The 23,606-nt window shown below is 60.2% G+C and carries 29 protein-coding genes and 1 pseudogene; 18 read left to right on the top strand and 12 right to left on the bottom strand.

From position 1 onward, the window contains the following. Window positions 1-4: 4 nt before the first annotated feature. Window positions 5-226 (bottom strand): FmdB family zinc ribbon protein, encoded by a 222-nt coding sequence (locus tag PKE98_RS22585; RefSeq protein WP_110616213.1) that lies wholly within the window; start codon window positions 224-226, stop codon window positions 5-7. A 330-nt stretch (window positions 227-556) separates the two neighbouring features. Here PKE98_RS22585 and PKE98_RS22580 point away from each other — a divergent pair, with 330 nt between their 5' ends. The 4 genes and pseudogenes from PKE98_RS22580 to PKE98_RS22570 all read left to right on the top strand — a co-directional run bounded on the left by PKE98_RS22580 (window position 557) and on the right by PKE98_RS22570 (window position 2,976). Beyond that, window positions 557-1,027 (top strand): Dps family protein, encoded by a 471-nt coding sequence (locus tag PKE98_RS22580; RefSeq protein WP_271197662.1) that lies wholly within the window; start codon window positions 557-559, stop codon window positions 1,025-1,027. Window positions 1,028-1,143: 116 nt separating this feature from the next. Continuing rightward, complete coding sequence (locus tag PKE98_RS22575; RefSeq protein WP_271197661.1) at window positions 1,144-2,211, top strand: GGDEF domain-containing protein; 1,068 nt, start codon at window positions 1,144-1,146, stop codon at window positions 2,209-2,211. A 162-nt stretch (window positions 2,212-2,373) separates the two neighbouring features. Then, window positions 2,374-2,694, top strand: a pseudogene (locus tag PKE98_RS26955) (cold shock domain-containing protein membrane protein); the annotation flags it as partial. A gap of 57 nt (window positions 2,695-2,751) precedes the next feature. After that, entirely contained in the window at window positions 2,752-2,976 is a 225-nt protein-coding gene (locus PKE98_RS22570; protein ID WP_162998724.1) for a cold-shock protein, read from the top strand. Window positions 2,977-3,042: 66 nt separating this feature from the next. On the opposite strand, the gene PKE98_RS22565 is transcribed toward PKE98_RS22570, so the two are convergent. Further along, window positions 3,043-3,249: a SlyX family protein gene (locus tag PKE98_RS22565; RefSeq protein ID WP_271197660.1), complete on the bottom strand. Its 207-nt coding sequence runs from the start codon at window positions 3,247-3,249 to the stop codon at window positions 3,043-3,045. 3 nt (window positions 3,250-3,252) lie between these two features. Continuing rightward, window positions 3,253-3,678: an HIT domain-containing protein gene (locus PKE98_RS22560; RefSeq protein ID WP_271197659.1), complete on the bottom strand. Its 426-nt coding sequence runs from the start codon at window positions 3,676-3,678 to the stop codon at window positions 3,253-3,255. Between the two features lie 804 nt (window positions 3,679-4,482). On the opposite strand from PKE98_RS22560, the gene PKE98_RS22555 reads away from it, so the two are divergent. Further along, complete coding sequence (locus tag PKE98_RS22555; RefSeq protein WP_271197658.1) at window positions 4,483-5,748, top strand: OprD family porin; 1,266 nt, start codon at window positions 4,483-4,485, stop codon at window positions 5,746-5,748. A gap of 89 nt (window positions 5,749-5,837) precedes the next feature. Here the strand turns inward: PKE98_RS22555 and PKE98_RS22550 are convergent, their stop codons facing one another. Beyond that, window positions 5,838-6,245 (bottom strand): PaaI family thioesterase, encoded by a 408-nt coding sequence (locus PKE98_RS22550; RefSeq protein ID WP_271197712.1) that lies wholly within the window; start codon window positions 6,243-6,245, stop codon window positions 5,838-5,840. 114 nt (window positions 6,246-6,359) lie between these two features. Here PKE98_RS22550 and PKE98_RS22545 point away from each other — a divergent pair, with 114 nt between their 5' ends. Genes PKE98_RS22545 through PKE98_RS22535 form a run of 3 tightly spaced genes read left to right on the top strand, consistent with a single transcriptional unit; the run spans window position 6,360 to window position 9,648 of the window. Next, window positions 6,360-8,075 carry a proline--tRNA ligase gene (locus PKE98_RS22545; RefSeq protein WP_271197656.1) on the top strand — a complete coding sequence of 572 codons (1,716 nt, stop codon included), beginning with the start codon at window positions 6,360-6,362 and terminating at the stop codon, window positions 8,073-8,075. A gap of 32 nt (window positions 8,076-8,107) precedes the next feature. Then, window positions 8,108-9,064, top strand: a complete 957-nt coding sequence (locus PKE98_RS22540; RefSeq protein WP_271197655.1) for a hypothetical protein — start codon at window positions 8,108-8,110, stop codon at window positions 9,062-9,064. Between the two features lie 8 nt (window positions 9,065-9,072). Beyond that, window positions 9,073-9,648, top strand: coding sequence for a transglycosylase SLT domain-containing protein (locus PKE98_RS22535; protein WP_271197654.1), 576 nt, complete (start codon window positions 9,073-9,075; stop codon window positions 9,646-9,648). Window positions 9,649-9,777: 129 nt separating this feature from the next. Here the strand turns inward: PKE98_RS22535 and PKE98_RS22530 are convergent, their stop codons facing one another. Further along, window positions 9,778-10,053: an acylphosphatase gene (locus PKE98_RS22530; RefSeq protein WP_271197653.1), complete on the bottom strand. Its 276-nt coding sequence runs from the start codon at window positions 10,051-10,053 to the stop codon at window positions 9,778-9,780. 4 nt (window positions 10,054-10,057) lie between these two features. Continuing rightward, complete coding sequence (locus PKE98_RS22525) at window positions 10,058-10,555, bottom strand: TlpA disulfide reductase family protein (protein ID WP_373877903.1); 498 nt, start codon at window positions 10,553-10,555, stop codon at window positions 10,058-10,060. 30 nt (window positions 10,556-10,585) lie between these two features. Here PKE98_RS22525 and PKE98_RS22520 point away from each other — a divergent pair, with 30 nt between their 5' ends. After that, window positions 10,586-11,998: a cyclic-di-GMP receptor FimW-related protein gene (locus PKE98_RS22520; RefSeq protein WP_271197652.1), complete on the top strand. Its 1,413-nt coding sequence runs from the start codon at window positions 10,586-10,588 to the stop codon at window positions 11,996-11,998. Between the two features lie 126 nt (window positions 11,999-12,124). Next, window positions 12,125-12,517 (top strand): hypothetical protein, encoded by a 393-nt coding sequence (locus tag PKE98_RS22515; protein WP_271197651.1) that lies wholly within the window; start codon window positions 12,125-12,127, stop codon window positions 12,515-12,517. A gap of 134 nt (window positions 12,518-12,651) precedes the next feature. Here the strand turns inward: PKE98_RS22515 and PKE98_RS22510 are convergent, their stop codons facing one another. Both PKE98_RS22510 and PKE98_RS22505 read right to left on the bottom strand, forming a co-directional pair. Further along, window positions 12,652-12,873 carry a hypothetical protein gene (locus PKE98_RS22510; protein ID WP_271197650.1) on the bottom strand — a complete coding sequence of 74 codons (222 nt, stop codon included), beginning with the start codon at window positions 12,871-12,873 and terminating at the stop codon, window positions 12,652-12,654. 164 nt (window positions 12,874-13,037) lie between these two features. Then, window positions 13,038-14,276 (bottom strand): virulence factor BrkB family protein, encoded by a 1,239-nt coding sequence (locus PKE98_RS22505; protein WP_271197649.1) that lies wholly within the window; start codon window positions 14,274-14,276, stop codon window positions 13,038-13,040. Between the two features lie 111 nt (window positions 14,277-14,387). Here PKE98_RS22505 and arsC point away from each other — a divergent pair, with 111 nt between their 5' ends. Genes arsC through PKE98_RS22490 form a run of 3 tightly spaced genes read left to right on the top strand, consistent with a single transcriptional unit; the run spans window position 14,388 to window position 15,743 of the window. Next, a complete protein-coding gene (gene arsC / locus PKE98_RS22500) occupies window positions 14,388-14,741 on the top strand; it encodes an arsenate reductase (glutaredoxin) (RefSeq protein ID WP_271197648.1) in 354 nt (117 codons plus the stop codon). Further along, on the top strand, window positions 14,738-15,343 hold the full coding sequence (gene wrbA / locus PKE98_RS22495) for an NAD(P)H:quinone oxidoreductase (RefSeq protein ID WP_271197646.1): 606 nt from the start codon (window positions 14,738-14,740) through the stop codon (window positions 15,341-15,343). Before arsC ends, wrbA begins: the two co-directional genes overlap by 4 nt. Beyond that, a complete protein-coding gene (locus PKE98_RS22490) occupies window positions 15,336-15,743 on the top strand; it encodes a DUF2069 domain-containing protein (protein WP_271197644.1) in 408 nt (135 codons plus the stop codon). Before wrbA ends, PKE98_RS22490 begins: the two co-directional genes overlap by 8 nt. 137 nt (window positions 15,744-15,880) lie before the next feature. Here the strand turns inward: PKE98_RS22490 and hda are convergent, their stop codons facing one another. Beyond that, complete coding sequence (gene hda, locus PKE98_RS22485; RefSeq protein WP_271197642.1) at window positions 15,881-16,585, bottom strand: DnaA regulatory inactivator Hda; 705 nt, start codon at window positions 16,583-16,585, stop codon at window positions 15,881-15,883. Window positions 16,586-16,737: 152 nt separating this feature from the next. Further along, entirely contained in the window at window positions 16,738-16,986 is a 249-nt protein-coding gene (locus PKE98_RS22480; RefSeq protein ID WP_271197641.1) for a DNA-binding protein, read from the bottom strand. Between the two features lie 127 nt (window positions 16,987-17,113). On the opposite strand from PKE98_RS22480, the gene PKE98_RS22475 reads away from it, so the two are divergent. Then, on the top strand, window positions 17,114-17,329 hold the full coding sequence (locus tag PKE98_RS22475; RefSeq protein ID WP_271197640.1) for a DNA-binding protein: 216 nt from the start codon (window positions 17,114-17,116) through the stop codon (window positions 17,327-17,329). A 5-nt stretch (window positions 17,330-17,334) separates the two neighbouring features. Beyond that, window positions 17,335-17,550 (top strand): hypothetical protein, encoded by a 216-nt coding sequence (locus PKE98_RS22470; RefSeq protein WP_271197639.1) that lies wholly within the window; start codon window positions 17,335-17,337, stop codon window positions 17,548-17,550. A gap of 96 nt (window positions 17,551-17,646) precedes the next feature. Here the strand turns inward: PKE98_RS22470 and PKE98_RS22465 are convergent, their stop codons facing one another. Continuing rightward, window positions 17,647-18,759: an AI-2E family transporter gene (locus tag PKE98_RS22465; RefSeq protein ID WP_271197638.1), complete on the bottom strand. Its 1,113-nt coding sequence runs from the start codon at window positions 18,757-18,759 to the stop codon at window positions 17,647-17,649. A 56-nt stretch (window positions 18,760-18,815) separates the two neighbouring features. Further along, on the bottom strand, window positions 18,816-19,892 hold the full coding sequence (locus tag PKE98_RS22460) for a DUF2066 domain-containing protein (protein WP_271197637.1): 1,077 nt from the start codon (window positions 19,890-19,892) through the stop codon (window positions 18,816-18,818). A gap of 224 nt (window positions 19,893-20,116) precedes the next feature. On the opposite strand from PKE98_RS22460, the gene PKE98_RS27325 reads away from it, so the two are divergent. The 3 genes from PKE98_RS27325 (at window position 20,117) to purN (ending at window position 23,604) form a co-directional block, all read left to right on the top strand. After that, window positions 20,117-21,730 carry a methyl-accepting chemotaxis protein gene (locus PKE98_RS27325; protein WP_271197636.1) on the top strand — a complete coding sequence of 538 codons (1,614 nt, stop codon included), beginning with the start codon at window positions 20,117-20,119 and terminating at the stop codon, window positions 21,728-21,730. Window positions 21,731-21,889: 159 nt separating this feature from the next. After that, window positions 21,890-22,948, top strand: coding sequence for a phosphoribosylformylglycinamidine cyclo-ligase (gene purM / locus PKE98_RS22450; protein WP_271197635.1), 1,059 nt, complete (start codon window positions 21,890-21,892; stop codon window positions 22,946-22,948). Beyond that, window positions 22,948-23,604 carry a phosphoribosylglycinamide formyltransferase gene (purN, locus tag PKE98_RS22445; protein ID WP_271197634.1) on the top strand — a complete coding sequence of 219 codons (657 nt, stop codon included), beginning with the start codon at window positions 22,948-22,950 and terminating at the stop codon, window positions 23,602-23,604. Before purM ends, purN begins: the two co-directional genes overlap by 1 nt. Window positions 23,605-23,606 lie beyond the last annotated feature (2 nt).

Genomic DNA, 23,606 nt, shown 5'->3' with positions numbered 1-23,606 from the left:
CTGCTTAATCGGCTTTGTCGCCGCCAGCCAGGTTCTTTTTAGCGCCGGTCTTGAAATCGGTCTCGTACCAGCCATTGCCTTTGAGGCGAAAGCCGGGCATGGACAACAACTTCTTCAACTCGGGGGCCTTGCAGGTCGGGCAATCGACCAGAGGCGAATCGCTGAATTTCTGAATGGCTTCCATCTGATGGCCACAGGAAGCGCATTGGTAATCGTAAATTGGCATTGGCTCATCTCGGCTTGCGTTCTGCAAAATCAGCTCGGGGCTGGCCCCGGCTGTGCCGCGAAACCGCGTGGCGCGGCCCCTCGCAACAAGGTGCGGGAGTATATGACGGATCGCGCCCGTCAATAAACCCAAAAACCGTGCTTGGCAAACCCCAATAACCGTCAATTACCCAGAAAACCGACGCACTGAATGGCGCAGGCGTCCAAGCGCGCTATGTATTTGGCCAATAGCATTTATTGACCGCGCCCCCGAGACATCCCCCCCAAGGCCCATGCTAGGCTCTAGCCATCGTTTTAGACCGCCTTATCAGCCTGAACAAGGAGAAATGCCATGGAAATCAATATCGGAATTGCCGAACAGGACCGCGCTGCTATCGCCGAAGGCCTGTCCCGCTTACTCGCCGACACCTACACCCTGTACCTGAAAACCCACAACTTTCACTGGAACGTCACCGGCCCGATGTTCAACACCCTGCACTTGATGTTCGAAGGGCAGTACACCGAACTGTCGTTGGCCGTCGACGCCATTGCCGAGCGCATCCGCGCCCTTGGCTTCCCGGCACCGGGCACTTACGCGGCTTACTCGCGCCTGTCCTCGATCAAAGAGGAAGAAGGCGTGCCGAGCGCTGAAGACATGATCAAGCAACTGGTCCAGGGCCAGGAAGCCGTGGTGCGCACCGCCCGCGGTATTTTCCCGCTACTGGACAAGGTCAGCGACGAGCCGACCGCTGACCTCCTCACCCAGCGCATGCAGGTTCACGAAAAAACCGCCTGGATGCTGCGCAGCCTGTTGGCCGTGTAAGCACACCCAACACAAAAAAACGGCAAAGGCCCGGCGCAAAACCGGGCCTTTTGCTAGGCGCAAGCGGCAGTGCTGCTCTATGCTCTGGCAATCAATAGTTTGAACTTGTACGACGAATGAGCCAGCCGCCGAAATCGCCCAGTATTTTAAGTCTCTATCCGGAGGAGACCCGCGAGGCAGCGGACCTGCTCAAACAAGCCGTACCGCTGATGATGCGTCACGATATTCCGCCCAACCCCATGCATTACGCACTCTGGTACACGTACAGCAAAGGGCTGGAACCGGAGCTCAATCGTCGGCTCGACAAGACCGTCAAAGATTTCGACAGTTTCCCGCCGGAAACCGCCGCCAAACTGTTCCGCGACTACATCATTCGTGGCGAACTGGAAGAAGCCCGTGCCGGCCAGCAGCAAGTCATCGAGCTGGTCGACGATATAGAAGGTGGCATCAGCCATAGCGTAACAACCAGCAAGGCCTATCAGGACAGCCTCAACCACGGCTTGAGTGCCCTGCAGGAGCCGCTGATCGACGACCTGCCAAGCGTGCTCAACGACTTGCAGCAAAGCACGCAACTGATGCAGGACCAGCAAGAAAAATTCCTCTACCGCCTGCGCAGCGCTCAGGAAGAAATTTCGCACCTGCGTGGCCAGCTGGAACGCGCCCATATGGCAGCGACCCTGGACAGCCTGACCAACGTTTTCAACCGCCACGCCTTTACCCGCCTGCTGGAACAAACCCTGGCCGCTGGCCATCAGGGCGTCGCATTGGTGATGCTGGATATCGACCACTTCAAGCAATTCAACGACCAGTACGGCCACCCACTGGGCGACCGCGTGCTGCAACATGTTGGCCAGTTGCTGCGCGAACTGCTGCCGCCGCGCGCCATGGCTGCCCGCTACGGTGGCGAAGAGTTCTGTGTGATTTTGCGCGACTGCACGGAACTGGAAACCGCCCATGCCTTCGCCGAACACCTGCGCCTGAAAATTCAGGCCCTGCGGGTAAAAGTACGGCGCACCGACCAGATTCTTGACACCATCACCGCCTCTTTCGGTTTTGCCTTGGCCGAACCGGGTGACAACCTCGAAAGCCTGCTTACGCGGGCCGACGACGCGCTCTATCAAGCCAAACGCAGTGGCCGCAATCAAGTTCACCCTCATCTACCAGAGCCTGCGCTAAGCGCTTGATTTGAGTAGCCCTACGCTTTGCTGTTAAATACCCTCCGTGCCGCCGCCCTGTGCGGCGCATAGGCTGGTGCCAGCGCGTGCCCAGAGCCGATCTTTATTTACGGCAACCCGCGTCACGCCAGCTCTTCTGCTGATCCATCCTTATAAGTGAGTTCAATACACATGCTGAAAATCGTCCACCTGCTTGTAGGAGTTGCTGCACTGCTCCTTTCATTTATCCCCAGCCTTCACGCCGAGAGTCTTCCTTACCTGCAACAACCCGATGCCATTTACCTCGCCCTCTTCGGTTTGACCAACTTGCTGCTCGCTCCTCTTCTCCCCATCTGGCACATGGGCGCACGCCAACAGGTCCAAGGGCTGGTTAGCGCTTTGCTGGTCCTGGCCGTCGTGCTGCAAGTTCTGATTCTGCTTGCTCCATTGCCTGTTATTGGCGGGCAGCCGGCTGTTCTGCTCAGCCTACTGACCGTACTGCTGGCCGTGGTACTGCATCTGGCCGCCAACCTGCGCATCAAGGGGCGTAGTGCTGCCGCACCGCAAGACCTGGGTGATCGCGAGACCGGTACCGTAAAGTGGTTCAACACCTCCAAAGGCTTTGGCTTTATTTCCCGCGACTCGGGCGACGATATCTTTGTGCACTTTCGCGCCATCCGTGGCGAAGGCCATCGCGTACTGGTCGAAGGCCAGCGTGTAGAGTTCTCCGTCATGCAGCGTGACAAAGGCCTGCAAGCCGAAGACGTGATCGCTGCCCTGCCGCAACGCCGCTAACCAAGGCGGCACAGCCACAAAAAAACCCGCCGATGGCGGGTTTTTTCGTTATGAGCAGCCCCTCTATTAATAGTGGGGCGGCGGCGCCTCTTCCTCCGACATGCCAAAGCCGCTCTGCATGTCTTCCTGTCGCTTGGCCAAAGCAGCGATCTGCAGCTGCAAACGCTCAATGTTGCGCTGCTGCGCCACCAGCTCATCGTTAAGGGCCTGAATAGTGTCGTCCTGAAACGCCAGGCGCGTTTCAAGCTCCATCACACGCAATTCCAGACTCATCGCTTACTCCTCGGAAAACACAAAGTCGCCGCCCAGCACCAGACGCAACTTGGCCCGAATCGCCGCCACCTGCTCAGCCCCGTAAGCCTGAGCGGCAAACTTACCCCAAACCGGAGCCGGCCAGGCAGCATCGCTACGGCGACGGACAACCACATGCATATGTAACTGGCTGACCACATTACCCAGGGTGGCGACATTCATCTTGTCGGCAGCGAAAGTGTCCTTTAAAAGCTCAGTCAGGGTGACCGTCTCGTGCCACAGCTGTTTCTGCTCATCGCTGCTGAGCTGAAACAACTCGCTGACCTCTTCACGGCGCGGAACCAGAATGAACCATGGATAGTGATCGTCATTCATCAACAACAACCGGCAAAGCGGGAAATCACCCATCAGCACGGTGTCGTTCTGCAAACGTGAATCCAGGGCGAACATACAGACTCCTACTTATATAGCTACAACAGTTCCAGGTGAACGGCAGCACGTTTTCCGCACAGGATACCCCTATGGGCGAAAAAACTCGCCCTCACCCAAAACCGTTCCACTGCTCGAAAACAGCGCACAACTGTTTCATCACTCGCCGGTATGAAACACCGACTCACACCTCGCACCAAAAAAGCGCTGTCGCTACGCACGAAGGGAAATTTCGCGCACCCAAGCTGTGCACATCCTGTTACCCAAGCGCCACAAGCCCCACTTTTACCCTGCCATTGCCACCGGCAGTAACGCATTGGCAGGCAGTCAAGTGCGCCAGAAGCAGGCGGCACGCCGCCGCCCTGTTGTTTTTTCCACGACGTAGCGCTCAAAAAATCGCACATCGCAATTTTTTCTCGAGGCTTTTGGCTTTTGTGCACGCTAATTGCTTTATGCCTAGCAAGATCAATGAACACCGACACCCAACAGTGTTTGTGGACCTTGCTTAGTGCAGCAGTTAACTCAAGGGACAAGAATTAACGGCTGGGCTCAACAGGGGATTAATGAGACCGGTTTTTATCGGCACTTTAATCATCAGAAATCACGGAAAAGTTATCGCTGGGATGCAAGCGTAAAACTACGAATTTGCGACATGTCCCATAAGCTTTTGCGACATCGCCGTTAAGAATTTGTAAGGACCATGCACTATCTGTCGCCAACATTGTCGCCGTGATATAACTTGAGCGCCGACACAAAAAGAAAGAGCCGCCCATACAACAAATAAGATGGGCAGCGCAACTCTTCTAAACCAAAGGAGCAATCACGATGCAAGTGATGAAGTGGAGCCTGATCGCCCTCGCAGTGGCGGGCAGCACCCAATTGGCAGTAGCCAGTGAACAGTCCGATTCGAAGGGCTTTGTAGAAGACAGCAGCCTCAGCGTTTTGGCTCGCAACCTCTACTTCAACCGTGACTTCCGCAACAACCCGAACACCGAAAACACCCAGACCCGTGAATGGGGCCAGGGCTTCATCGGCACCTTCGAGTCCGGCTTCACCCAAGGCACCGTAGGTTTCGGCGTTGATGCTATCGGCCTGGCCGGCATCAAACTGGACAGCGGCCGTGGCCGTAACGCTTCGGGTCTGTTCCCGACTGACAGCGATGGCAGCTCGCAAGATAGCTACGGCGAGTCGGGCGGCGCGGTCAAAATGCGCGTTTCCAACACCGTCCTGAAGTACGGCACCCAGTTCACCGCTATGCCGGTATTCGCAACTGACGATAGCCGCCTGCTGCCAGAAACCACCGAAGGCTTCCTGGTTACCAGCAAGGAAATCGAAGGCCTGGAGCTCAACGCAGGTCACTTCACCGCTTCCAACGCTCAATCGGAAACCAACCACGACAGCCTGGGCCTGACCCAAGCCGACGTGTTCGGCGGCACCTATGCCTTCACCGACACCCTGAGCACCACCCTGTACTACTCGAAAGTAGAAGACTACTGGCGCAAATACTACGCCAACGTCAACTACACCCTGGCGTTGGCCGAAGACCAGTCCCTGGCTTTCGACTTCAACCTCTATGACACCAAGAGCTCGGGCAAAGACCTGTACACCGCCTATGACGGCGACAAACTGGACAACACCGTTGCCAGCATCTTTGGTTCCTACACCATCGGCGCTCACACCTTCGGTCTGTCGTACCAGCAAGTTTCCGGCGACGGCGACTATGGCTACGGCGTAGACGGCGGCGGCACTGTATTCCTCGCCAACTCCATCGCGCGTTCGGACTTCAACGCCGAAGACGAGAAATCCTACGGTGCTACCTACAAACTGGACTTCGCCACTCTCGGCGTTCCGGGCCTGACCTTCATGACCCGTTATGTAACCGGTAAAGGCGCCAACGTTGAAGGCACCGACAGCGGTAAAGAGTGGGAACGTGACGTGGATGTTAAATACGTTCTGCAAGACGGCCCTGCTAAAGACCTGAGCCTGCGTGTACGTCAAGCGACTTACCGTTCGGCTGATGGCGTTTACTACGGTTCGCCTTCGATCGACGAACTGCGCCTGATCGTCGAATACCCACTGAGCATTCTGTAATCCAGAATCCAGCAGGTAATTCGATATAAGAAAAAGCCCGGCATTAGCCGGGCTTTTTTTCGTCTGCTACTTGGTACGGATTAACTAACTTAAAGCGGCAATGCATATGTGCCCGTTACATGAGCCACTAAATTGTCATCATCGCCTGCCGAATATAACGACACTTCGCAAACAGCCTGGCGCCGACTTATTCTCAGAATTTGCGCATGGGCAATTAAGTCCACGGGTTTGGGTTTGGCGAGAAAGTTGATGTTCAGGTTAGCCGTCACCGCCATCTCCACCTTGCCCAGCCGCCCCAGCACCACGGCATACATGGCGGCATCGGCGAGCGCCATGATGGTGGGCCCTGAAACGGTGCCGCCGGGGCGCACCAATTTGGCCTGGAACGGCACGCGAGCGTAGGCGTTATCAGCGTCCAGGCGGTCGACGCACAGGTCGATATCCTCAGCCATCGGCACACCGAAGCGGATGAGTGCTTGCACTTGTTCAGCAGTCAACGCGGTCACTGGAAACCCCTTACATTGCAATGGCCTGAATCCTGTACGCGGCTGTACAGGCCCCGTACAATGCCGAGCACTTCCTTGCCTTCGCAACTGATATAACGGCCAAACATGCGTACCAGTCAGTATTTGCTCTCGACCCTGAAAGAAAACCCAACCGACGCCGTCGTGGTCAGCCACCAGCTTATGCTGCGTGCCGGCATGATCCGCAAACTGGCCTCCGGCCTGTACACCTGGCTGCCGATGGGCCTGCGTGTATTGCGCAAAGTGGAAACCGTCGTTCGCGAAGAAATGAACGCGGCCGGCGCGCTCGAAGTGCTGATGCCTGCCATTCAACCGGCTGAGCTGTGGCAGGAATCGGGTCGCTGGGAACAATACGGCCCAGAGTTGCTGCGCTTGAAAGACCGTCATGGCCGTGAATTCTGCGTGGGCCCAACCCACGAAGAAGTCATCACCGACCTGATGCGCAACGAGCTAAGCAGCTATAAACAGCTGCCCATCAATCTGTACCAGATTCAGACGAAATTCCGCGATGAAATCCGTCCACGCTTCGGTTTGATGCGTGGCCGCGAGTTCACCATGAAGGACGCCTACTCCTTCCACAGCGACCAGGCATCCCTGCAGGTCACTTACGACCGCATGCACCAAGCCTACTGCAATGTGTTCAGCCGCCTGGGCCTGAACTTCCGCCCGGTACAGGCCGACACCGGCTCCATCGGCGGCACCGGCTCGCACGAATTCCACGTGCTGGCCGAGTCGGGTGAAGACGATATCGCCTTTAGCAACGTCTCCGACTACGCCGCGAACATCGAGAAAGCCGAAGCTATTCCGCGCGAAACGTCCCGTGGCGCCGCCACCGAGGAAATGCGCCTGGTCGACACCCCGAATGCGAAAACCATCGCCGAACTGGTAGAAGGCTTCAACCTGCCAATCGAAAAAACCATCAAGACCCTGGTGGTGCACGCTGCCGAAGAAGGCAAGCTGGTGGCGCTGATCGTTCGTGGCGACCACGAGCTCAACGAAATCAAGGCCGCCAACCTCGAGCAGGTGGCCAGCCCGCTGGAATTCGCCACCGAAGCCGAACTGCGCAACGCCATTGGCGCCGGCGCCGGCTCCCTCGGCCCGCTGAACCTGCCACTGCCGTGCGTGATTGACCGTTCGGTTGCCCTGATGAGCGACTTCGCCATCGGCGCCAACATCGACGACAAACACTACTTCGGCGTGAACTGGGAGCGCGACTTGCCGCTGCCGGAAGTGGCTGACCTGCGCAACGTGGTTGCCGGCGACCCAAGCCCGGATGGCCAGGGCACCCTGGAAATCAAACGCGGCATCGAGGTTGGGCATATTTTCCAACTGGGCAGCAAATACAGCGAAGCTATGAACTGCACCGTAATGGGCGAGAACGGCAAACCTGCCATCCTCTCCATGGGCTGCTACGGCATCGGCGTGTCCCGCGTGGTGGCAGCCGCCATCGAGCAGAACAACGACGAGCGCGGCATTCTCTGGCCTGAAGCCCTGGCACCGTTCCAGGTTGCCCTGGTGCCACTGCGCTACGAGAACGAAGACGTACGCGCCGCCACCGACAAGCTGTATGCCGACCTTACGGCTGCCGGCTTCGAAGTGCTGCTGGACGACCGTGACAAGAAAACCAGCCCCGGCATCAAGTTTGCCGACATGGAACTGATCGGCATCCCGCACCGCATCGTGATCAGCGACCGTGGTCTGGCCGACGGCAATCTGGAATACAAGAACCGTCGCGACACCGAGGCGCAAGCCATTCCCGTGGCAGACGTGTTGTCCTTTATCCAGGCCCGTACCGGTCGTTGATTGTCAGCCAGAGATTGTTAACCCGAGCCCCCATGTTCAAGCCACGTTCTACCAGCCTCATCGGCGCCGCCCTGTGCGGCGCCTTGCTGCTCAGCGGCTGCGCCAACCACATGTCGCAGCGTGCCGAGCACGAGGAGCGCGCTGAGCGCAAATTGCTCAACCACAGCCTGCAGATCGACGTGGGGCAACCCGACGTACTCGAACTGCCGCAGCGGCGCGTACGCATTCAGGACCAGAAAACCTTCGAAGTCACCGAGTTCGAAGTCACCCGCGTTTACGACCGCTACACGCCCTACCAGGCTTGGCGCGAGTTGTATGAAGTGCCCCTGGGCGCGGTGGCTGTGGTAGCAGGCGTGGGTGCCAACGTGCTGAATGTGGTGCTGCTCGGCAACGTGCCGGAAACGGCCACCAAAGGCTGGATCGACTACGGCTTTGCGGGGCTCAACCCATTTATGAACACCCAGTCCAATGGGCGTTCACAACAGAACCTGGCGCGCATCAACGAACAACAGAAAGACCAACGCACCGAATACTCGAGCCTTCCCTGGGCCGAGCGCCCGGTGCTGATTACCGCCGGCCCCCAAACCCACGAGCTGAGCACCGACCGCAACGGCGTGCTGCGCCTCAACCTGCTCGATGGCCCGTTTGCCGAACAAGACGTCAGCCGCGTCGGCAAATTGCTGTTAAGCGTGGAAGACGAGCAAGACAACACCCGCGCCGAGGCCAGCCTGCAAGTGAGCAAAACCCTGCGCGGCAAGCTCCTCGAAGCGCACGCGCTGATCTACGACGACCTCGAAGACGACGAGGTATCGCAGTGGGTGCACCGGGTTAAACGCCTGTCCGACCTTGGCCTGGAAGAAGAGGCCAACGAGCTGGAACAAAGCCTGATCGAGCTGACCCGCAACGATCCCGAGTTGCAGCAGGAATTTCTCAAGTCGCTGCGCAAGGACGCTGGCCGCCTGGTGGCCGATCCGGGCGCCAGTCACTGAGCCCCAGCATGACAGCGTGCATCCGCCTGGCGCTGTTGTGCCTGTTATGGCTGGCCCTACCTGCTGGCGCCAACGTGCGCCAAGCCCCCGAACCCGAACTGCGTGACCTGCTGCAACGCACCGTGTCCGAAGCCGACAGTTTTGTAGATCGCTACGACGCTGAAGTCTGGCTGTTGGACATGTCCACCCGCCTTAGCCGCTATATGCCCGACGCCCAAGCGCGTCTGACCCTCCTCAAGCAAGTGCACCACGAAGCCAGCAAGGCTGGGCTCAAGCCCGACCTGGTGTTGGCGCTGATTCACGTGGAAAGCCGCTTCGACCGTTTCGCCATTTCCTCGGTGGGCGCCCAGGGCATGATGCAGGTGATGACGTTCTGGAAAGCCGAGCTGGGCCGCGAGCAAGACAACCTCACCGACAACGCCACCAACCTGCGCTACGGCTGCACCATCCTCAGCTACTACCTGAAGAAAGAGAACGGCGACTTGAATCGGGCGTTGGCCAGGTACAACGGGAGTCTGGGCAAGACCACCTACTCGGGAAAAGTGGTGGGGTATTGGCAGGATTATTGGTACGTAAAACCGTAATCGAAAAAATTGCATCGCATCGGCGGATATACGCTTCGCGCATATTCGCCCTACCTTGTCCCGCAACCGTAGGGCGAATATCGCCATAGGCGATATCCGCCGTTACACCGATTTGCGCAACGCCGCGATTCACCCGCGAACTATAAACCCCGCAATCCCCTGCACCGGATGCTCGTCCAACTCCACCCCGGTCACCTTGGCCTTCTTCGGCCCGGTCTCAAGCCACGCCGCCAGCTCCCGCACGGCCTGCTCCTCGCCTTCGAACAACACCTCGACCCGCCCATCCGCCAGGTTGCGCACCCAGCCATCCAGGTCGAGCCGTGTGGCTTCGGTCTCGGTGCTCTGGCGAAAAAACACACCCTGCACCTTGCCGCTCACATAACCGTGCAAACAGATACGCGCCATCGCCCTACTCCTTCGCTTGCAGCTCAGCCAGGCGCTTGCTCAGGCCGGCTGCGGTTTGTTCGCCCATCAGGCGCTCGCGCACCTGGCCTTTGGGGTCTACCAGATAAGTCACCGGCAAGGCTTCGCTGCGCGGCAGCTTGAAGCGCTCGCCCGGGTCTTGTGCCAGCACGGTAAAACGAATGCCCATGGTGTCGGCGGCCTTGCTCAATGCCTCGTTCTGCAAGGCATCGAAGTTCACCCCGAGCACCGTGGCGTGCTTATCCTTTACCTGCTCCTCCAGGGCGTTGAGCTCGGGGATCTCGGTGCGGCAAGGGCCACACCACTCGGCCCAGTAATTAATCACTAACCACTGGCCTTCCATCTGCTCAGCCGTTACCTTTCTTCCATGCTGATCGAGGCCATAGTCCTCAGCACAGCCGGCCAACAGAAGCCCGGCACACAACCCCAAGGCAATCTGCCCCATGAGCACTTTCTTAATGACCATACGCAAAGGCGCAGCCATGCATTCGATCCTCGCACCAGCAGGGTTGATATGACACTGGACGCCCTACGCCTGGAAGTGCCGGACATCCTCGACGAAGTGGCGGCACCGCTCAGCGACCTCAACGAGCGTTTATCAGAGGCCCGCAAGCAATCGCACGAAAGCGCATTGCACCTGGTGCTGGGCCTGCTGTTCAGCCTTAATCGCAGCGCCATGACCTTACTCGAAAGGCAACGCGCGCTGCAAAGCCTGAGCGAAGAGTACCGCCACTACGCCGACTTCTACCGCCAAGGCGGCACCCCGCCGATGCTGTTCGTGCGTTTTTGCGGGGAAATGGCCGTCGGCTTCAAACGCTTGCTGCTACAGATTCTGCAAGGCCGGCAGCCGTCGCGTCCGCACCTGGCCTGGTGCCTGTATATGGCCCAACACTTTCTCGCCCAGAGCCTGCTGCGTCATTACCAGCTTTATCAGGAACCGCCTGCCAGCCTGTGGCGCGACAGCCACCTGCTGTACTGGATCGGCGAACGCCAGGACTGCCTCGACGAGCCCGTCGCTGCCGCCTTCCACCCGCTGCCGGCCAGCACCTTGCGCGGCCTCTATCAGCAAATGCTGCTGCTGGCCCTCAGCAACCCATTCCACCTCGCCGAAGGCGAAAGCCCGCTGCTGTTCAGCGCCCTGGCGCCGTTGGCCAAGCTGGGGCGCCTGCTGTCATGGGATGACGAAGAAGACGATGCCGAAGGCCCGATTGTGGACCTCAGCGAGTCGCAAGCCTGCCTGGCCTTCGAACAGCCGGTAGAAGGCGACCCCACGTATTTGCGCCGCTTCGAGCTGGGCGCATTGCTAGTGGCCTTGCATGAGCCGGCGCCGCTGCAAACCGACGAGGAGCGCGAGCTGCTGCAGCGCGTGCGCCACCACTGGATGGGCCGCCAACAGCGTCGCCACGAGCGTTCCGACCAAGTGGGCGATTGCAGCCTGGTGGTGGGCCTGCCCGCTATTCACGCGCAACTGCTGGAACACCGCCCTGGCCATTGCGCCGCGCAGATGCTCGACACCAGCCCCGGCGGCGCGCGCCTGCTATGCCACGCCGACCAGGGCCGTCTGCTGCCAGTCGGCCAACTGGTGTTGCTGCTGAGCAACAGCGGCACGCCCACGCTTGCGCTGCTGCGCTGGCGCCATCAGAACGCCGAAGGCCTGCACCTGGGCCTGCGTTACCTCAAAGGCTTGCCGCGCCCGGTGTGGCTGCGCCGCAGCCCCAGCACGCAGACCCACCCAGGAGTATTACAAAGCACGCCCGTGGCCGGCGGCGGCTGGAACCACGGGCTGTGGTTGCCCAATGGCCAGTTCAGTGCCGGGGAAAACCTGTGGCTGCAACTGGTGAGCGTCAACAACCAGGCCGCGCTGCCCCTGCCCCCTGCCAACCTCGAAACCGCTTCGGTCAGCCGCCACCCATTGAAGTTGGCTTAATGGTCAAAAGTGCGAGACCGGTCACGCGCAGCGGCGGCCAAGCGCACAGTTTGCAGGTACCGCCGTGCCTATAATTTCGCCCATTGCCTTGTACGCCATCATTCCAAAATCAGCTCGGAAGCCACTATGTCCCAAGCCCACGACAAGCTGATCGGCCCTGTGCCATCGCGCATTACCGACACCGCCCGCCTGGCCGTTACCGAATACGACGGTCGCGTAGCCGACTTCAACGTCGCCGCCTGGCTGCAACTGCCGGGCCTGGCCAACTTGCCGGTGTCGCTGCTGATTACCTACCGCGATGCCGGCGCTCGTCGTGAAGTGCTGGTGGACCACGGCAAAGTGAATGGCCAGGGCAAAATACTGCTGTCCGGCATCGGGCGGCTGCCGGTCAAACAGAAAATTGAAGACATGCAGGTGTGCCTGCGTTCGGCCGTTCCCGCCACCAGCCTGGTAGTGGAAGAACTGTTTGTGCAGGCCGTGGAAGTGGCCGTGGCGCAGAGCCGCACAGCGCTGGCTTGAACACTGGCGGTAAAAACAAAAAGCCCGCGATTTTCGCGGGCTTTTTGTTTCAGTTAAATCACGGTCTCTGGGCCAATCCCCTCGCCCGCTTGCGGGAGAGGGTGCCCGAAGGGCGGGAGAGGGGCGATTGGCGGCTAGCGCGGCGTACCGTTGCAGCTCACCCGCTCCGGGGCAAACTCGGCGTCGGCATCTTGCGTGGCAACCGCCGCGGTGTGGGGCACCAACGATTCCGGCCAGCGGGCGAAATTCAACCCGGTAATGCGGTTGAGCCCTTCCAGCGCCTGCTCAGGATGGCTGTGTTGCAGGGCAACGACAGTGCCCTGTTTTTTACCGGTGTGGCTTTTGGGGTTACTCATAGCACCCGAATTCCTTGGCTAGCCCGTGCCAGGCTGGCAGTTTGATAGCAATCTACGAGGAGAGAGCCAAAAACGTGCCAAGTGAAAGGTAGTCCATTTCGTGGGCTGCACCGCTGCGCCAGCCGCCCACGTCCGCACCGCTACGCGCAAACTGACGTTTTTTGTCAGTCGGCCCCGCCCTCGCTTTCCTGCGCTGCTTGCAGCCATTGCAGCAAGCTGGCACCAAACAACTGCTCGCTGTGCTGATACAGCGCTTTGAGTGAGGCATGCAAACCCGGGTACCACGCCTCATCCATGTGCGCCGGCAATTGCTCCAGGCGCGGCATTGGCCAGGGGCTGTGCAGCAACAACTGATGCAGGCTGTATTGGCCCAGGTCTCGGCACAGCACCCAGCCACCGCCACTGGCGCGGCAAATCAGCAGTTCGTTTTCGAGAAACTCGACAATCTCGTCCCACTCATCCTCAGGCAAGCGCCAGCCCAAGGCATGCACGTCGTTCAGGCGCAACACTTCGCCACGCACCTGGGCATCGTGAAACATGCGAAGCAAGCCGAGCATCACCAGCAAGCGCGGCAATGCACGGCGGCGCCAGTGCCGCGAGGAGCCGAGGTTGCAGGCAAGCTCGGCGCCAAACAGCACAATCAGCCACGACAGATACACCCACAACAAAAACAGCGGCACCGTGGCGAAGGCGCCGTAAATCAATTGGAAGCCGGGGAACAGGCGCACGTACAAACCGAACAGCGCCTTGGCAATCTCGAACAGCACCGCCGCAAACACGCCGCCCAGCAACGCATTTTTCAGCGGCACGCGGGTATTGGGCACGGAGGCATAAATAAGGGTGAAGGCTGCGACGCTCGACATCAGCGGCGTCAGGCGCAACAACGCCTTGGCACCAATTACCGCATCGGGGCCGGAGATCATCGACAGCGAGGTGATATAGGTGCTCACCACAAAGCCCACGCCCAGCAGCAGCGGGCCGAGGCTGAGAATGGCCCAATACAGAAGAAAACTGGAAATGCCGCGACGTGGTTGGCGCACCCGCCAGATGTTGTTCAGCGCTTTCTCCACCGTCACCAACATGGCAAACGCGGTGACGGCCAGAAACACCACACCAATCCACGTCAACTGCCGGGCCTGGGTGGTGAAGTTGTTCAGGTACTCCTGCACCATCTCGCCGGACGCGGGCAAAAAGTTATGGAAGATAAAGTGCTGAATCTGTTCGCCCACGCCGGAAAACGCCGGCACCGCCGAGAGCATGGCAAACGTCACCGTCATCATCGGCACCACCGCGAACAGCGTGGTATAGGTGAGCGCCGCCGCGCTGTTAGGGCCGTGATCCGCGAGAAAACGCGCCAACAGGAATCGCCAGAATTCCACAAAATCATCGAAACCTTGGCGCATGCCCACTCCCTTGTTTAGTAGTAAATCGCCGCGAGAACGCGATGCCATGTTCAGGCCAGGCTGCCGACGCGGGTAGAATAGCCGCCACCCTAGGCAAGATGCGATACGCACATGACCGACCTGACGCTTTATCACAACCCGCGCTGCACAAAATCCCGTGGCGCGCTGGAGCTTCTCGAGGCCCGTGGCCTGAAGCCCACCGTCATTCGTTACCTGGAAACCCCGCCAAGTGCCGCCCAAATCACGGCCCTGCTCGGCAAGCTGAAGCTCACTGCCCGCCAGTTGCTGCGCACCGGCGAAGACGAGTACAAGACCCTCAACCTCGGCAACGCCAGCCTCACCGAAGCCCAGTTGATCGCCGCCATGGCCGAACACCCAAAACTGATCGAGCGCCCGATTCTGGTGGCAGGCGACCGCGCCGTCATCGGCCGCCCACCTGAGCGCATTCTGGAGCTGTTGCCATGAGCCAGCCGTACATTCTGGTGCTCTACTACAGCCGCCACGGCGCCACCCTCGAGATGGCCAAGCAGATCGCCCGGGGCGTAGAACTGGCCGGCCTCGACGCGCGCCTGCGCACCGTGCCAGCCATCTCCACCGAATGCGAAGCCGTGGCGCCGAGCATTCCTGCCGAAGGTGCGTTGTACGCCACCCTCGAGGACCTGAAAAACTGCGCGGGCCTGGCGCTCGGTAGCCCGACCCGTTTCGGCAATATGGCCGCGCCGCTCAAATACTTTCTCGACGGCACCAGCAGCCTGTGGCTCACCGGCGAGTTGGTCGGCAAACCTGCTGGCGTGTTCACCTCCACTGCCAGCCTGCACGGCGGTCAGGAAACCACCCTGCTGTCGATGATGCTGCCGCTGCTGCACCACGGCATGCTCATCGCCGGCCTGCCCTACAGCGAAACCGCGCTGCTGGAAACCCGTGGCGGCGGCACGCCTTACGGCGCCAGCCACCATGCCGGTGCCGACGGCAAACGCGCCCTTGACGAACATGAAATCAGCCTGTGCCGCGCCCTCGGTCAACGGCTGGGCAACACTGCGCTACGTTTGGAGACCACCCGTGGCTAAAACCCCGAAGCCATTGCCAGCACTCGACTGGCTGGCCCCGCGCCTGACCATTAGCCGCGTGCTTACCCTCATCAGCTTCTTTGCCCTGGCCGCACTGTTGCTGACCTGGAACCTGGTGTACGCCGACCTGCACGGCGCGCGCACCTGGGTGATTCTGTGTATCGAGCTCGGCCCATTGGCCATGCTCGCCCCCGGCCTGCTGCTAGGCAACGCCCGCGCCCACGCCTGGACCTGCTTTGTAGTGAACCTGTACTTCATCAAAGGCGTATTGGCCGCGTTCGACCCGCACCGCAGCTGGCTGGGCTGGAGCGAAGCACTGCTGAGCCTGGCACTGTTCACCAGCGCACTGCTCTACACCCGCTGGCGGTTTCAGCATGATCGGAAGTTGGCCGGCGAGTAATGGGTTCGGCTGTAAACCATCGTCACGTAGGGCGAATATCGCCACAGGCGATATCCGCCGATACGCATGACGTGAAACCGTAACGGCGGATATCCGCAAGCGGATATTCGCCCTACGCGGGGACGACGGTGGTTGGCTTACCAGCCCAGGGTTTCTTTCAGGAAAGGAATGGTCAGCTTGCGCTGGGCCTGCAAGGAGGCCTGGTCCAGTTGCTCCAGCAACTCGAACAGCGCACTCATGCTGCGGGTACCGCGGGTGAGAATAAAGCGCCCCACCTCATCGGTCAGGTGCAGCCCGCGCCGCGACGCGCGCAATTGCAGCGCACGCAGCTTGTCTTCGTCCGACAGGGTCTGCAGCTGAAACACCAGCGCCAGGGTCAGGCGCGACTTCAAGTCCGGCAGTTTTATCGCCAACTCGCGCGGCGAGCTACCGGCGGCCAACAGCAACCGCCGGCCGCTGTCGCGCAGGCGGTTGAACAAATGGAATAGCGCCTCTTCCCACACCGTATTGCCGGTAATGGCGTCCAGGTCATCCAGGCACACCAGCTCGCACTGCTCCAGGTTATCCAGCAACTCCGTGCCGTGCTGCACCACGTCCGCCAGCGGCAAATACACCGCCTGCTCGCCGCGCTGCTCAAAGCGCAGACACGCCGCCTGCAACAGGTGGGTACGGCCCACGCCATCGCTGCCCCAGAGGTACATCAGGCTTTCCGTCCAGCCGGCATCGGCCTCGCACAAACGCTCAACGTAGCCAAGCGCCGCGGCGTTGGCCCCGGGGTAATAGTTCGCAAATGTGGCGTCATCACGCAGACGCACACCAAGGGGGAGCTGTATCGGTTTCATGCAGGAGTAAGGCGGTTCCGGGTGGCGCCGGGGAGGCGCACAGCAAAGGGGGCGAAGTTTATCGGCTTATTGCGGCTAAGTCATTGATGGCAAAAGCCAACCTTTCTCGGTTTGCCTGTAATCGGATTCCTGTCCGTTGCCAGTGAAGCTACTCAGGCATCCGTAGGTTCGTTTACCGATTCAGGGCTGACTTGCCCGATCTCTGGTAGCACCTCGCCGGTAATCAGCCACCAGCGGAACGCGGGGAACACCTTCCCCAGAATTTCTATCTCCTCGGCGCCAACCCGCGCCCTGCCTCGCTTGATGCTGACCCAACGCGGGTAATTGGTCTCTCCTGCTTGGGAAAGACTGGTGAGACTCGCCATGCCAATTAATAGCAAAGCTCTATCTGTAATGGACATTTAGAACCTACTTCTCAATGGCTTCCGACTATGTCCAAACACAAAGTGCATGTTAGCGTTTGCACATAGTGTTAAGCCTTAATTAACAACCGCAACCAACAATAGCCAACATAGTGCAGGAAAGCCCATGGACGTGGAAGAAAGCCCCTCCCCGCGATACAGCGTATTTATTGCGCCGCCTTTGATGCCCTGGCGGCAATTTGCCGACTGGATCCAGATGAACAACGAGTACCCCACCGTGTGGGGCTGGATACGAAAAGGCTACCTGCCCACACAGAAGCTGGGCAAACACACGATGGTGAATGTGGTGCTACTAACCCAACAACTCAAGGACAAGGAGTAAGTGTGATGAAAAATGCAGAATTAGGCTTCGACTTTTGCGGCGTGGGTACCTTCGCCACCATGCTGAAATTACCGGCCGACAAGGTACGCAACTGGGTCGAAATTGGGATGGTTCCGAGTGTGATGGTGGGCGGTGTTCGCCTGGTCGACCTGCGCCGCCTTCATGCGGATTTGAATCGCGGCAAGAAGGGGTTTACCGAAGGGGATTATCCGGTGGCGTAGCACCACGCCACTCCCGTAGGAGCGGCTTCAGCCGCGATGCTGTTGACCTTGAAGAGCATCGCGGCTGAAGCCGCTCGTACGGGTAGTGCACGAGTTCTATTCGGTCGGTGTTACCGGCACCACCTCAACCACCTCTACCGTTTCCACCGCCTGCCCATCGTCGTAAATATCCGACTGTTTATAGAAGTCATGGGCGTGGCGCAGCACCACCATGATCACCGCCGCCACGGGCAGCGCCAGCAGAATGCCGGTGAAGCCGAACAGTTGGCCGCCGACCATAATGGCGAAGATCACGGCCACCGGATGCAGGCCGATGCGATCACCCACCAGCAGCGGCGTCAACAGCATGCCTTCAAGCAGTTGGCCGACGGTAAAGACCGCGGCAATACCCAGCAGCGGGTAGAACTCGGTGCCGAACTGGAAGAAGCCAGCGGTAATGGCGGCGCCAAACCCGATTACAAAGCCCATGTACGGCACGATGCTGGCCAAGCCTGCGATGATGCCGATCAGCAGGCCCAGTTCCAGGCCTACCAGCATCAGGCCGGCGGAATAGATGATGCCCAGGCCAAGCATCACCAGCAGTTGCCCGCGCAAGAACGCGCCAAGCACTTCATGGCATTCGCCGAGCAGTTGCACGATAAAACCTTCGCGGCTGCGTGGCAGCAGGCCGCGCAGTTTGGCGATCATGATGTCCCAGTCGCGCAGCAGGTAGAAACTCACTACCGGAATCAACACCACGTTACCCAGCCAGCCGAGCAGCGCCAGGCTGGAGGCGCCAGCCGAGGCCAGCACTGTGCCGACGATATCGGTGGTCTGGCCCAAGTGCTCGGTAACGGCGGCTTTGATCTTGTCGAACTTCCAGAAGCCTTCGCCCAGGCCGAGTTTGGCCTGCACCCAGGGCAAGGCGCTGTTTTGCGCCCAGTCGATCATTTGCGGGGCCAGTTCGTACAAGCGCACCAGTTGTTTGCCGAGCATCGGCACCAGCACCAGCAGGGCGATCACCAGAATCAGGGTGAACACGCTGAACACCACGATCACCGCCCAGGTGCGCGAGAGTTTCCAGCGTTCCAGTTGGTCGGCTATCGGGTCGCCCATATAGGCCAGCAGAATGCCAATCAGAAAGGGCGAAAGAATCGGGTGAATGGCCCACAACAACGCACCGAGCAGAAACAGCGCGGCAATCCATAGCCAATGACGGGTGTCAGTCATGCTCAAAAAACCTCAGGGGAAAAGGGTTCACCAGCCTGTTTTTTACCAACCTGTTTTTACCAGCCGTAATGCAGCACGTTGGTAGCAGTTGCTGGCACTGGCTCAACTGGGCTCGGGGCCTGGCCAGGTGGAGTGACGCTGGCATCTACCGGCGCCGCCGCAACCGGCTCCGGCGGCAGTTCACGCATACGGGCCAGGGCCAGTTGCGCTCGCAATTGCTCGCCGCTGGCTTTGACGCGGTACGTCAGGCGATCACCCACCGCGCTTTGCAGGCGTGCATCAAAAGGTTCGAGCAGGCGTTGCAGTTCGGCGTAGCGGTTGAGGTCGGCGCCCTGGATATCGAGGGTCAAGTCCTGCGCGGCCCCTTGGGCGGCGACAAAATGCGTGGCCAGGCGCTGGCTCACGGCCAGCAGTACCGCGTCGGCCACGGCGTCGGCATCAGCACCTTCGACTTTGCCTTGCTCGCGGCTGTCGCCCAGCCACAGGCGCCATTGCGCCTGCCATTTGCCGCCATCTTCCTGGGCGCTCACGGCCAGCAGGGCGTCGGCACCGTAGCGGGCCGAGGGCTCTTTCAAGGCATCGGGGTTACTGGCGGTGAGGTTTTCGGCGGTGCCGGCAAGCTGTTCGTTCAGGTCGGCAATCGGCAAACGCAGCGGCAGGCCACGGTTTTGTGCGGCGCGTTGCAGCGGTGCGGCGGCGGGTTGGCTATCGCCCACCAAACTGGCGCCGTCGGTGCTGGTGTTCAGCCACCAGGCCAGCACGGCCGGACGATTGGCGCTCCACAGGGAAATGCCCGCCTGGCGCAGGCTGCGGTCGGTGCTGATGGCATCGAAATCCACCACCAATACCTGAGGCGGACCGTTTTCGTAGCCGTATTGGCTCACCAACTGTTGTGGGTCTTTGCGCAGTGCGGCAATCGCCGGGTTGCTTAGGGCCTTGCTGTCGCCCGTCAGGCGCAGCACCAGGGTGTCCAGGGCGCTGCTAAGCGCCGTGGCGCGGTCGGCCGATTGCTGGCTGGCGACCGGCTGGCGCACTTGGTAAAGGTTTTCAACGGGCGCGGCCTGGGCGACAACGCTGCAAAACGACAGCCCAAGGGCCAACAACGGACTGAACAGTGAGGCAGAAAAACGCATGGTGGGCTCTCAGCTCGGGAGGTGGCGACACGCCTGCAATGCAAGGCGCTGCGACAAAGTGCTCTACCTTAAACAGCCCACTTGGGCGCTGTCGAGCAGCACTGCCAATTAGCGGCTTAACTAGGCTAAACAAAGAGGTATTCAACAAGCGTAACGGCCAGCCGATACGTTTTCAGTACGGCGCCTGTGCGCGCATAGCAAACACATAAAAAGAGGTACCTGCGGTGTCGATAAAATTACGTTTGCTGCTGTTGACCGGCACAGGCCTGGTGGCAGCGCTGATTCTCAGTCTGGTGAGTTTCATCGGTAACCATCAGGTGGCCGACGCGGTACGGGCCAACCAGGTGAGCCTTAGTGCCCTGCGCAACCACATGGAAGCGGACATGATGCACGACGCCCTGCGCGCTGATGTGCTGGCCGCCATGCTGGTGGGCCTGGGCAAAAGCCCCACCAGTGCCGATGAAGCACGGTCGAGCCTGGAAGAACACGCCGGGCATTTTCGCGAAGTGCTGACGGAAAACCTCCAGCTGCCAGTGAACGCTGCCATCAAGGGCGGGCTTAACAAGGTCAAACCCAGCCTCGATTCGTATATCGCCGCCGCCGAATCCATCGTCGGCCAGGCCCTGACCAACCCCGAGGCCGCCCAGGGCCAACTGCCTACCTTCAATGCCGCCTTCTCCCAACTGGAAGGCGAAATGGCCAGCCTCAGCGAGCTGATTGAAGGCAACACCGAGCAGACCAGCAAAGACACCGAAAGCGCGCTCAGCACCGCCAACCTCACCCTCACCATCGTGCTGATTGCCAGCCTGGTGCTACTGGTGGTGCAAGGTGCGTGGATTATCGGCGGCATCATGCGGCCCCTGCTGGCGGCCAGCCACATTGCCAGCCGCATTGCCCAGGGCGACCTGGGCCGCAACATCGAACAACCGACCCAACAAGACGAAGCCAGCGCTCTGATTCGCAGCCTGGCAACTATGCAGCGCGACCTGCGCGGCATGATCGGCGTGGTGCGCAGCAATGCCGACAGCGTGAATGATCTGAGCCAGCAGTTGAGCGCCGGCTGCCATCAGGTGGCCAATAGCAGCACGCAGCAGAGCGAGGCGGCCAACACCATGGCGGCAGCAGCAAGCGAGATGACCGCCAGCATCGAGGAAATCACCCGCCACGCCGGGCAGGCGCTGGATATGGCCAACCAGGCCGAACGCCTGGCCAAAGACGGCGGCAAGGTCATCCATCAAGTGGTGCAGGACATGGACGGCATCGCCCGTTCGGTGCAGCAGTCGGCGCAGGTGATCCGCACACTGGACCAGGAGTCGGAGCAGATCTTCGGCATCATTCAGGTAATCAAGGGCATTGCCGACCAGACCAACCTGCTGGCCCTGAACGCGGCCATCGAAGCCGCGCGGGCTGGTGAACAGGGCCGCGGTTTTGCCGTGGTCGCCGATGAGGTGCGCAGCCTGGCCGGGCGTACCAGCGCCTCCACCCAGGAAATCGCCGCCATGGTGCAGCGTATTCAAACCAGCACACGCGATGCCGCCACCAGCATGGAAGCCGGCGTGGCCCAGGTGGATAAAGGCATGGCGGTGACCGCCGACGTGGAAAAGGCGATTCGCGAAATTCTCGAAGCGACGCTCAGCACCACCCAACTGGTGAACGACATCACCCGCACGATTGGCGAGCAAAGCCTGGCCAGCAACGAGATCGCCCATCAGGTGGAAACCATTGCCAGCATGTCGGTTAGCAACAGTACGGTGATAGACCAAACCGCTACAACGACGGATGAACTGTCGGGGTTGGCGGGCAAGTTGTCGTTGTCGGTGGATCGTTTTCGGTTGTAGGCCACTTAAGTTGTGGATTTTTCAAGGCCGTCCGGCTGTGCGGATGGCCGCCTGCCGGCAAGCCTGATAAAATCGCGCGCCTTCGCAGACCGGCCAGGCTAACCGCCACCTCATGTTCCGGTCGCTCCCCGAACATCCCTTTCATAAAGGCCTGGATCTATGAGCAAGCAACCCTCCATTAGCTACAAGGACGCCGGCGTCGATATCGATGCAGGTGAAGCCCTGGTCGAGCGCATCAAAAGCGTGGCCAAGCGCACTGCGCGTCCGGAAGTGATGGGCGGCTTGGGTGGCTTCGGCGCCCTCTGCGAAATTCCGGCCGGCTACAAACAACCGGTTCTGGTCAGCGGCACCGACGGCGTGGGCACCAAGCTGCGCCTGGCGCTGAACCTGAACAAGCACGACAGCATCGGCCAGGACCTGGTCGCCATGTGCGTCAACGACCTGGTGGTGTGCGGCGCTGAGCCGTTGTTCTTCCTCGACTACTACGCCACCGGCAAACTCAATGTTGACGTGGCCGCCACCGTGGTCACCGGCATTGGCGCTGGCTGCGAACTGGCCGGCTGCTCGCTGGTGGGCGGTGAAACCGCCGAAATGCCGGGCATGTACGAAGGCGAAGACTACGACCTGGCCGGTTTCTGCGTGGGCGTGGTGGAAAAAGCCGAAATCATTGACGGCTCCAAAGTGGCCACCGGCGACGCGCTGATCGCCCTGCCCTCGTCCGGCCCGCATTCCAACGGCTATTCGCTGATCCGCAAGATTATCGAAGTATCCGGCGCTGATATCCAAACCGTGCAGCTCGAAGGCAAAGCCCTCACCGAACTGCTGATGGCGCCGACCCGCATCTACGTAAAACCGCTGCTCAAGCTGATCAAAGACACCGGCGCCGTGAAAGCCATGGCCCACATCACCGGTGGCGGCCTGCTGGACAACATTCCACGCGTACTGCCAGACGGCGCGCAAGCGGTGGTGGACGTGGCCAGCTGGAAACGCCCGGCGGTGTTTGACTGGCTGCAAGAGCAAGGCAACGTTAACGAAACCGAAATGCACCGCGTGCTGAACTGCGGCGTGGGCATGGTGATCTGCGTAGCCCAGGAGCACGTGGAAAGCGCCCTGGCCAACCTGCGCGCCAGCGGTGAGCAACCGTGGGTCATCGGCCAGATCAACGCAGGTGCCGCTGATGCCGAACGTGTTGTGTTGAACAACCTGAAAACCCACTGATGCCCAACGCCTCACCCTGCAATGTGGTGGTGTTGCTGTCCGGCTCGGGCAGCAACCTGCAGGCGTTGATCGATGACATTCAGGGCAGCGAAAGCGCCGCCCGGATCTGCGCCGTAATTTCCAACCGCAGCGATGCCTTTGGCCTGGAACGGGCCAAGGCAGCCGGCATCGCCACCCATGTGCTCGACCACAAAAACTTCCCCGACCGTGAAACCTTCGACGCCGCGCTGATGGCGCTGATCGACAGCTGCCAACCGCACCTGGTGCTGCTGGCAGGTTTTATGCGCATTTTAAGTGGTGCCTTTGTGCGCCACTATGAAGGGCGGCTGCTGAATATCCACCCCTCCCTGCTGCCCAAATACAAAGGCCTGCACACCCACCAACGGGCGCTGGATGCCGGCGACAGCGAACACGGCTGCAGCGTGCATTTCGTTACAGAGGAACTCGATGGGGGGCCTCTGGTCGTACAAGCTGTTGTGCCGGTACGCGTGGATGACACGGCACAAAGCCTGGCCAACCGTGTACATGCACAAGAACACCAGATATACCCGCTCGCTGTGCGCTGGTTCGCCAATGGCGACTTGCGTCTTGGTAGCGAGGGGGCAATGCTGAACGAGCAGTTGCTACCGGCCACCGGCCACCTGATCCGAACCTAGGA

The organism is Pseudomonas turukhanskensis, assembly GCF_027922365.1.
Taxonomy (GTDB): domain Bacteria; phylum Pseudomonadota; class Gammaproteobacteria; order Pseudomonadales; family Pseudomonadaceae; genus Aquipseudomonas; species Aquipseudomonas turukhanskensis.
Note: the sequence above shows the minus strand (reverse complement) of the source record. Positions and strands in the feature narration are given on the sequence as shown.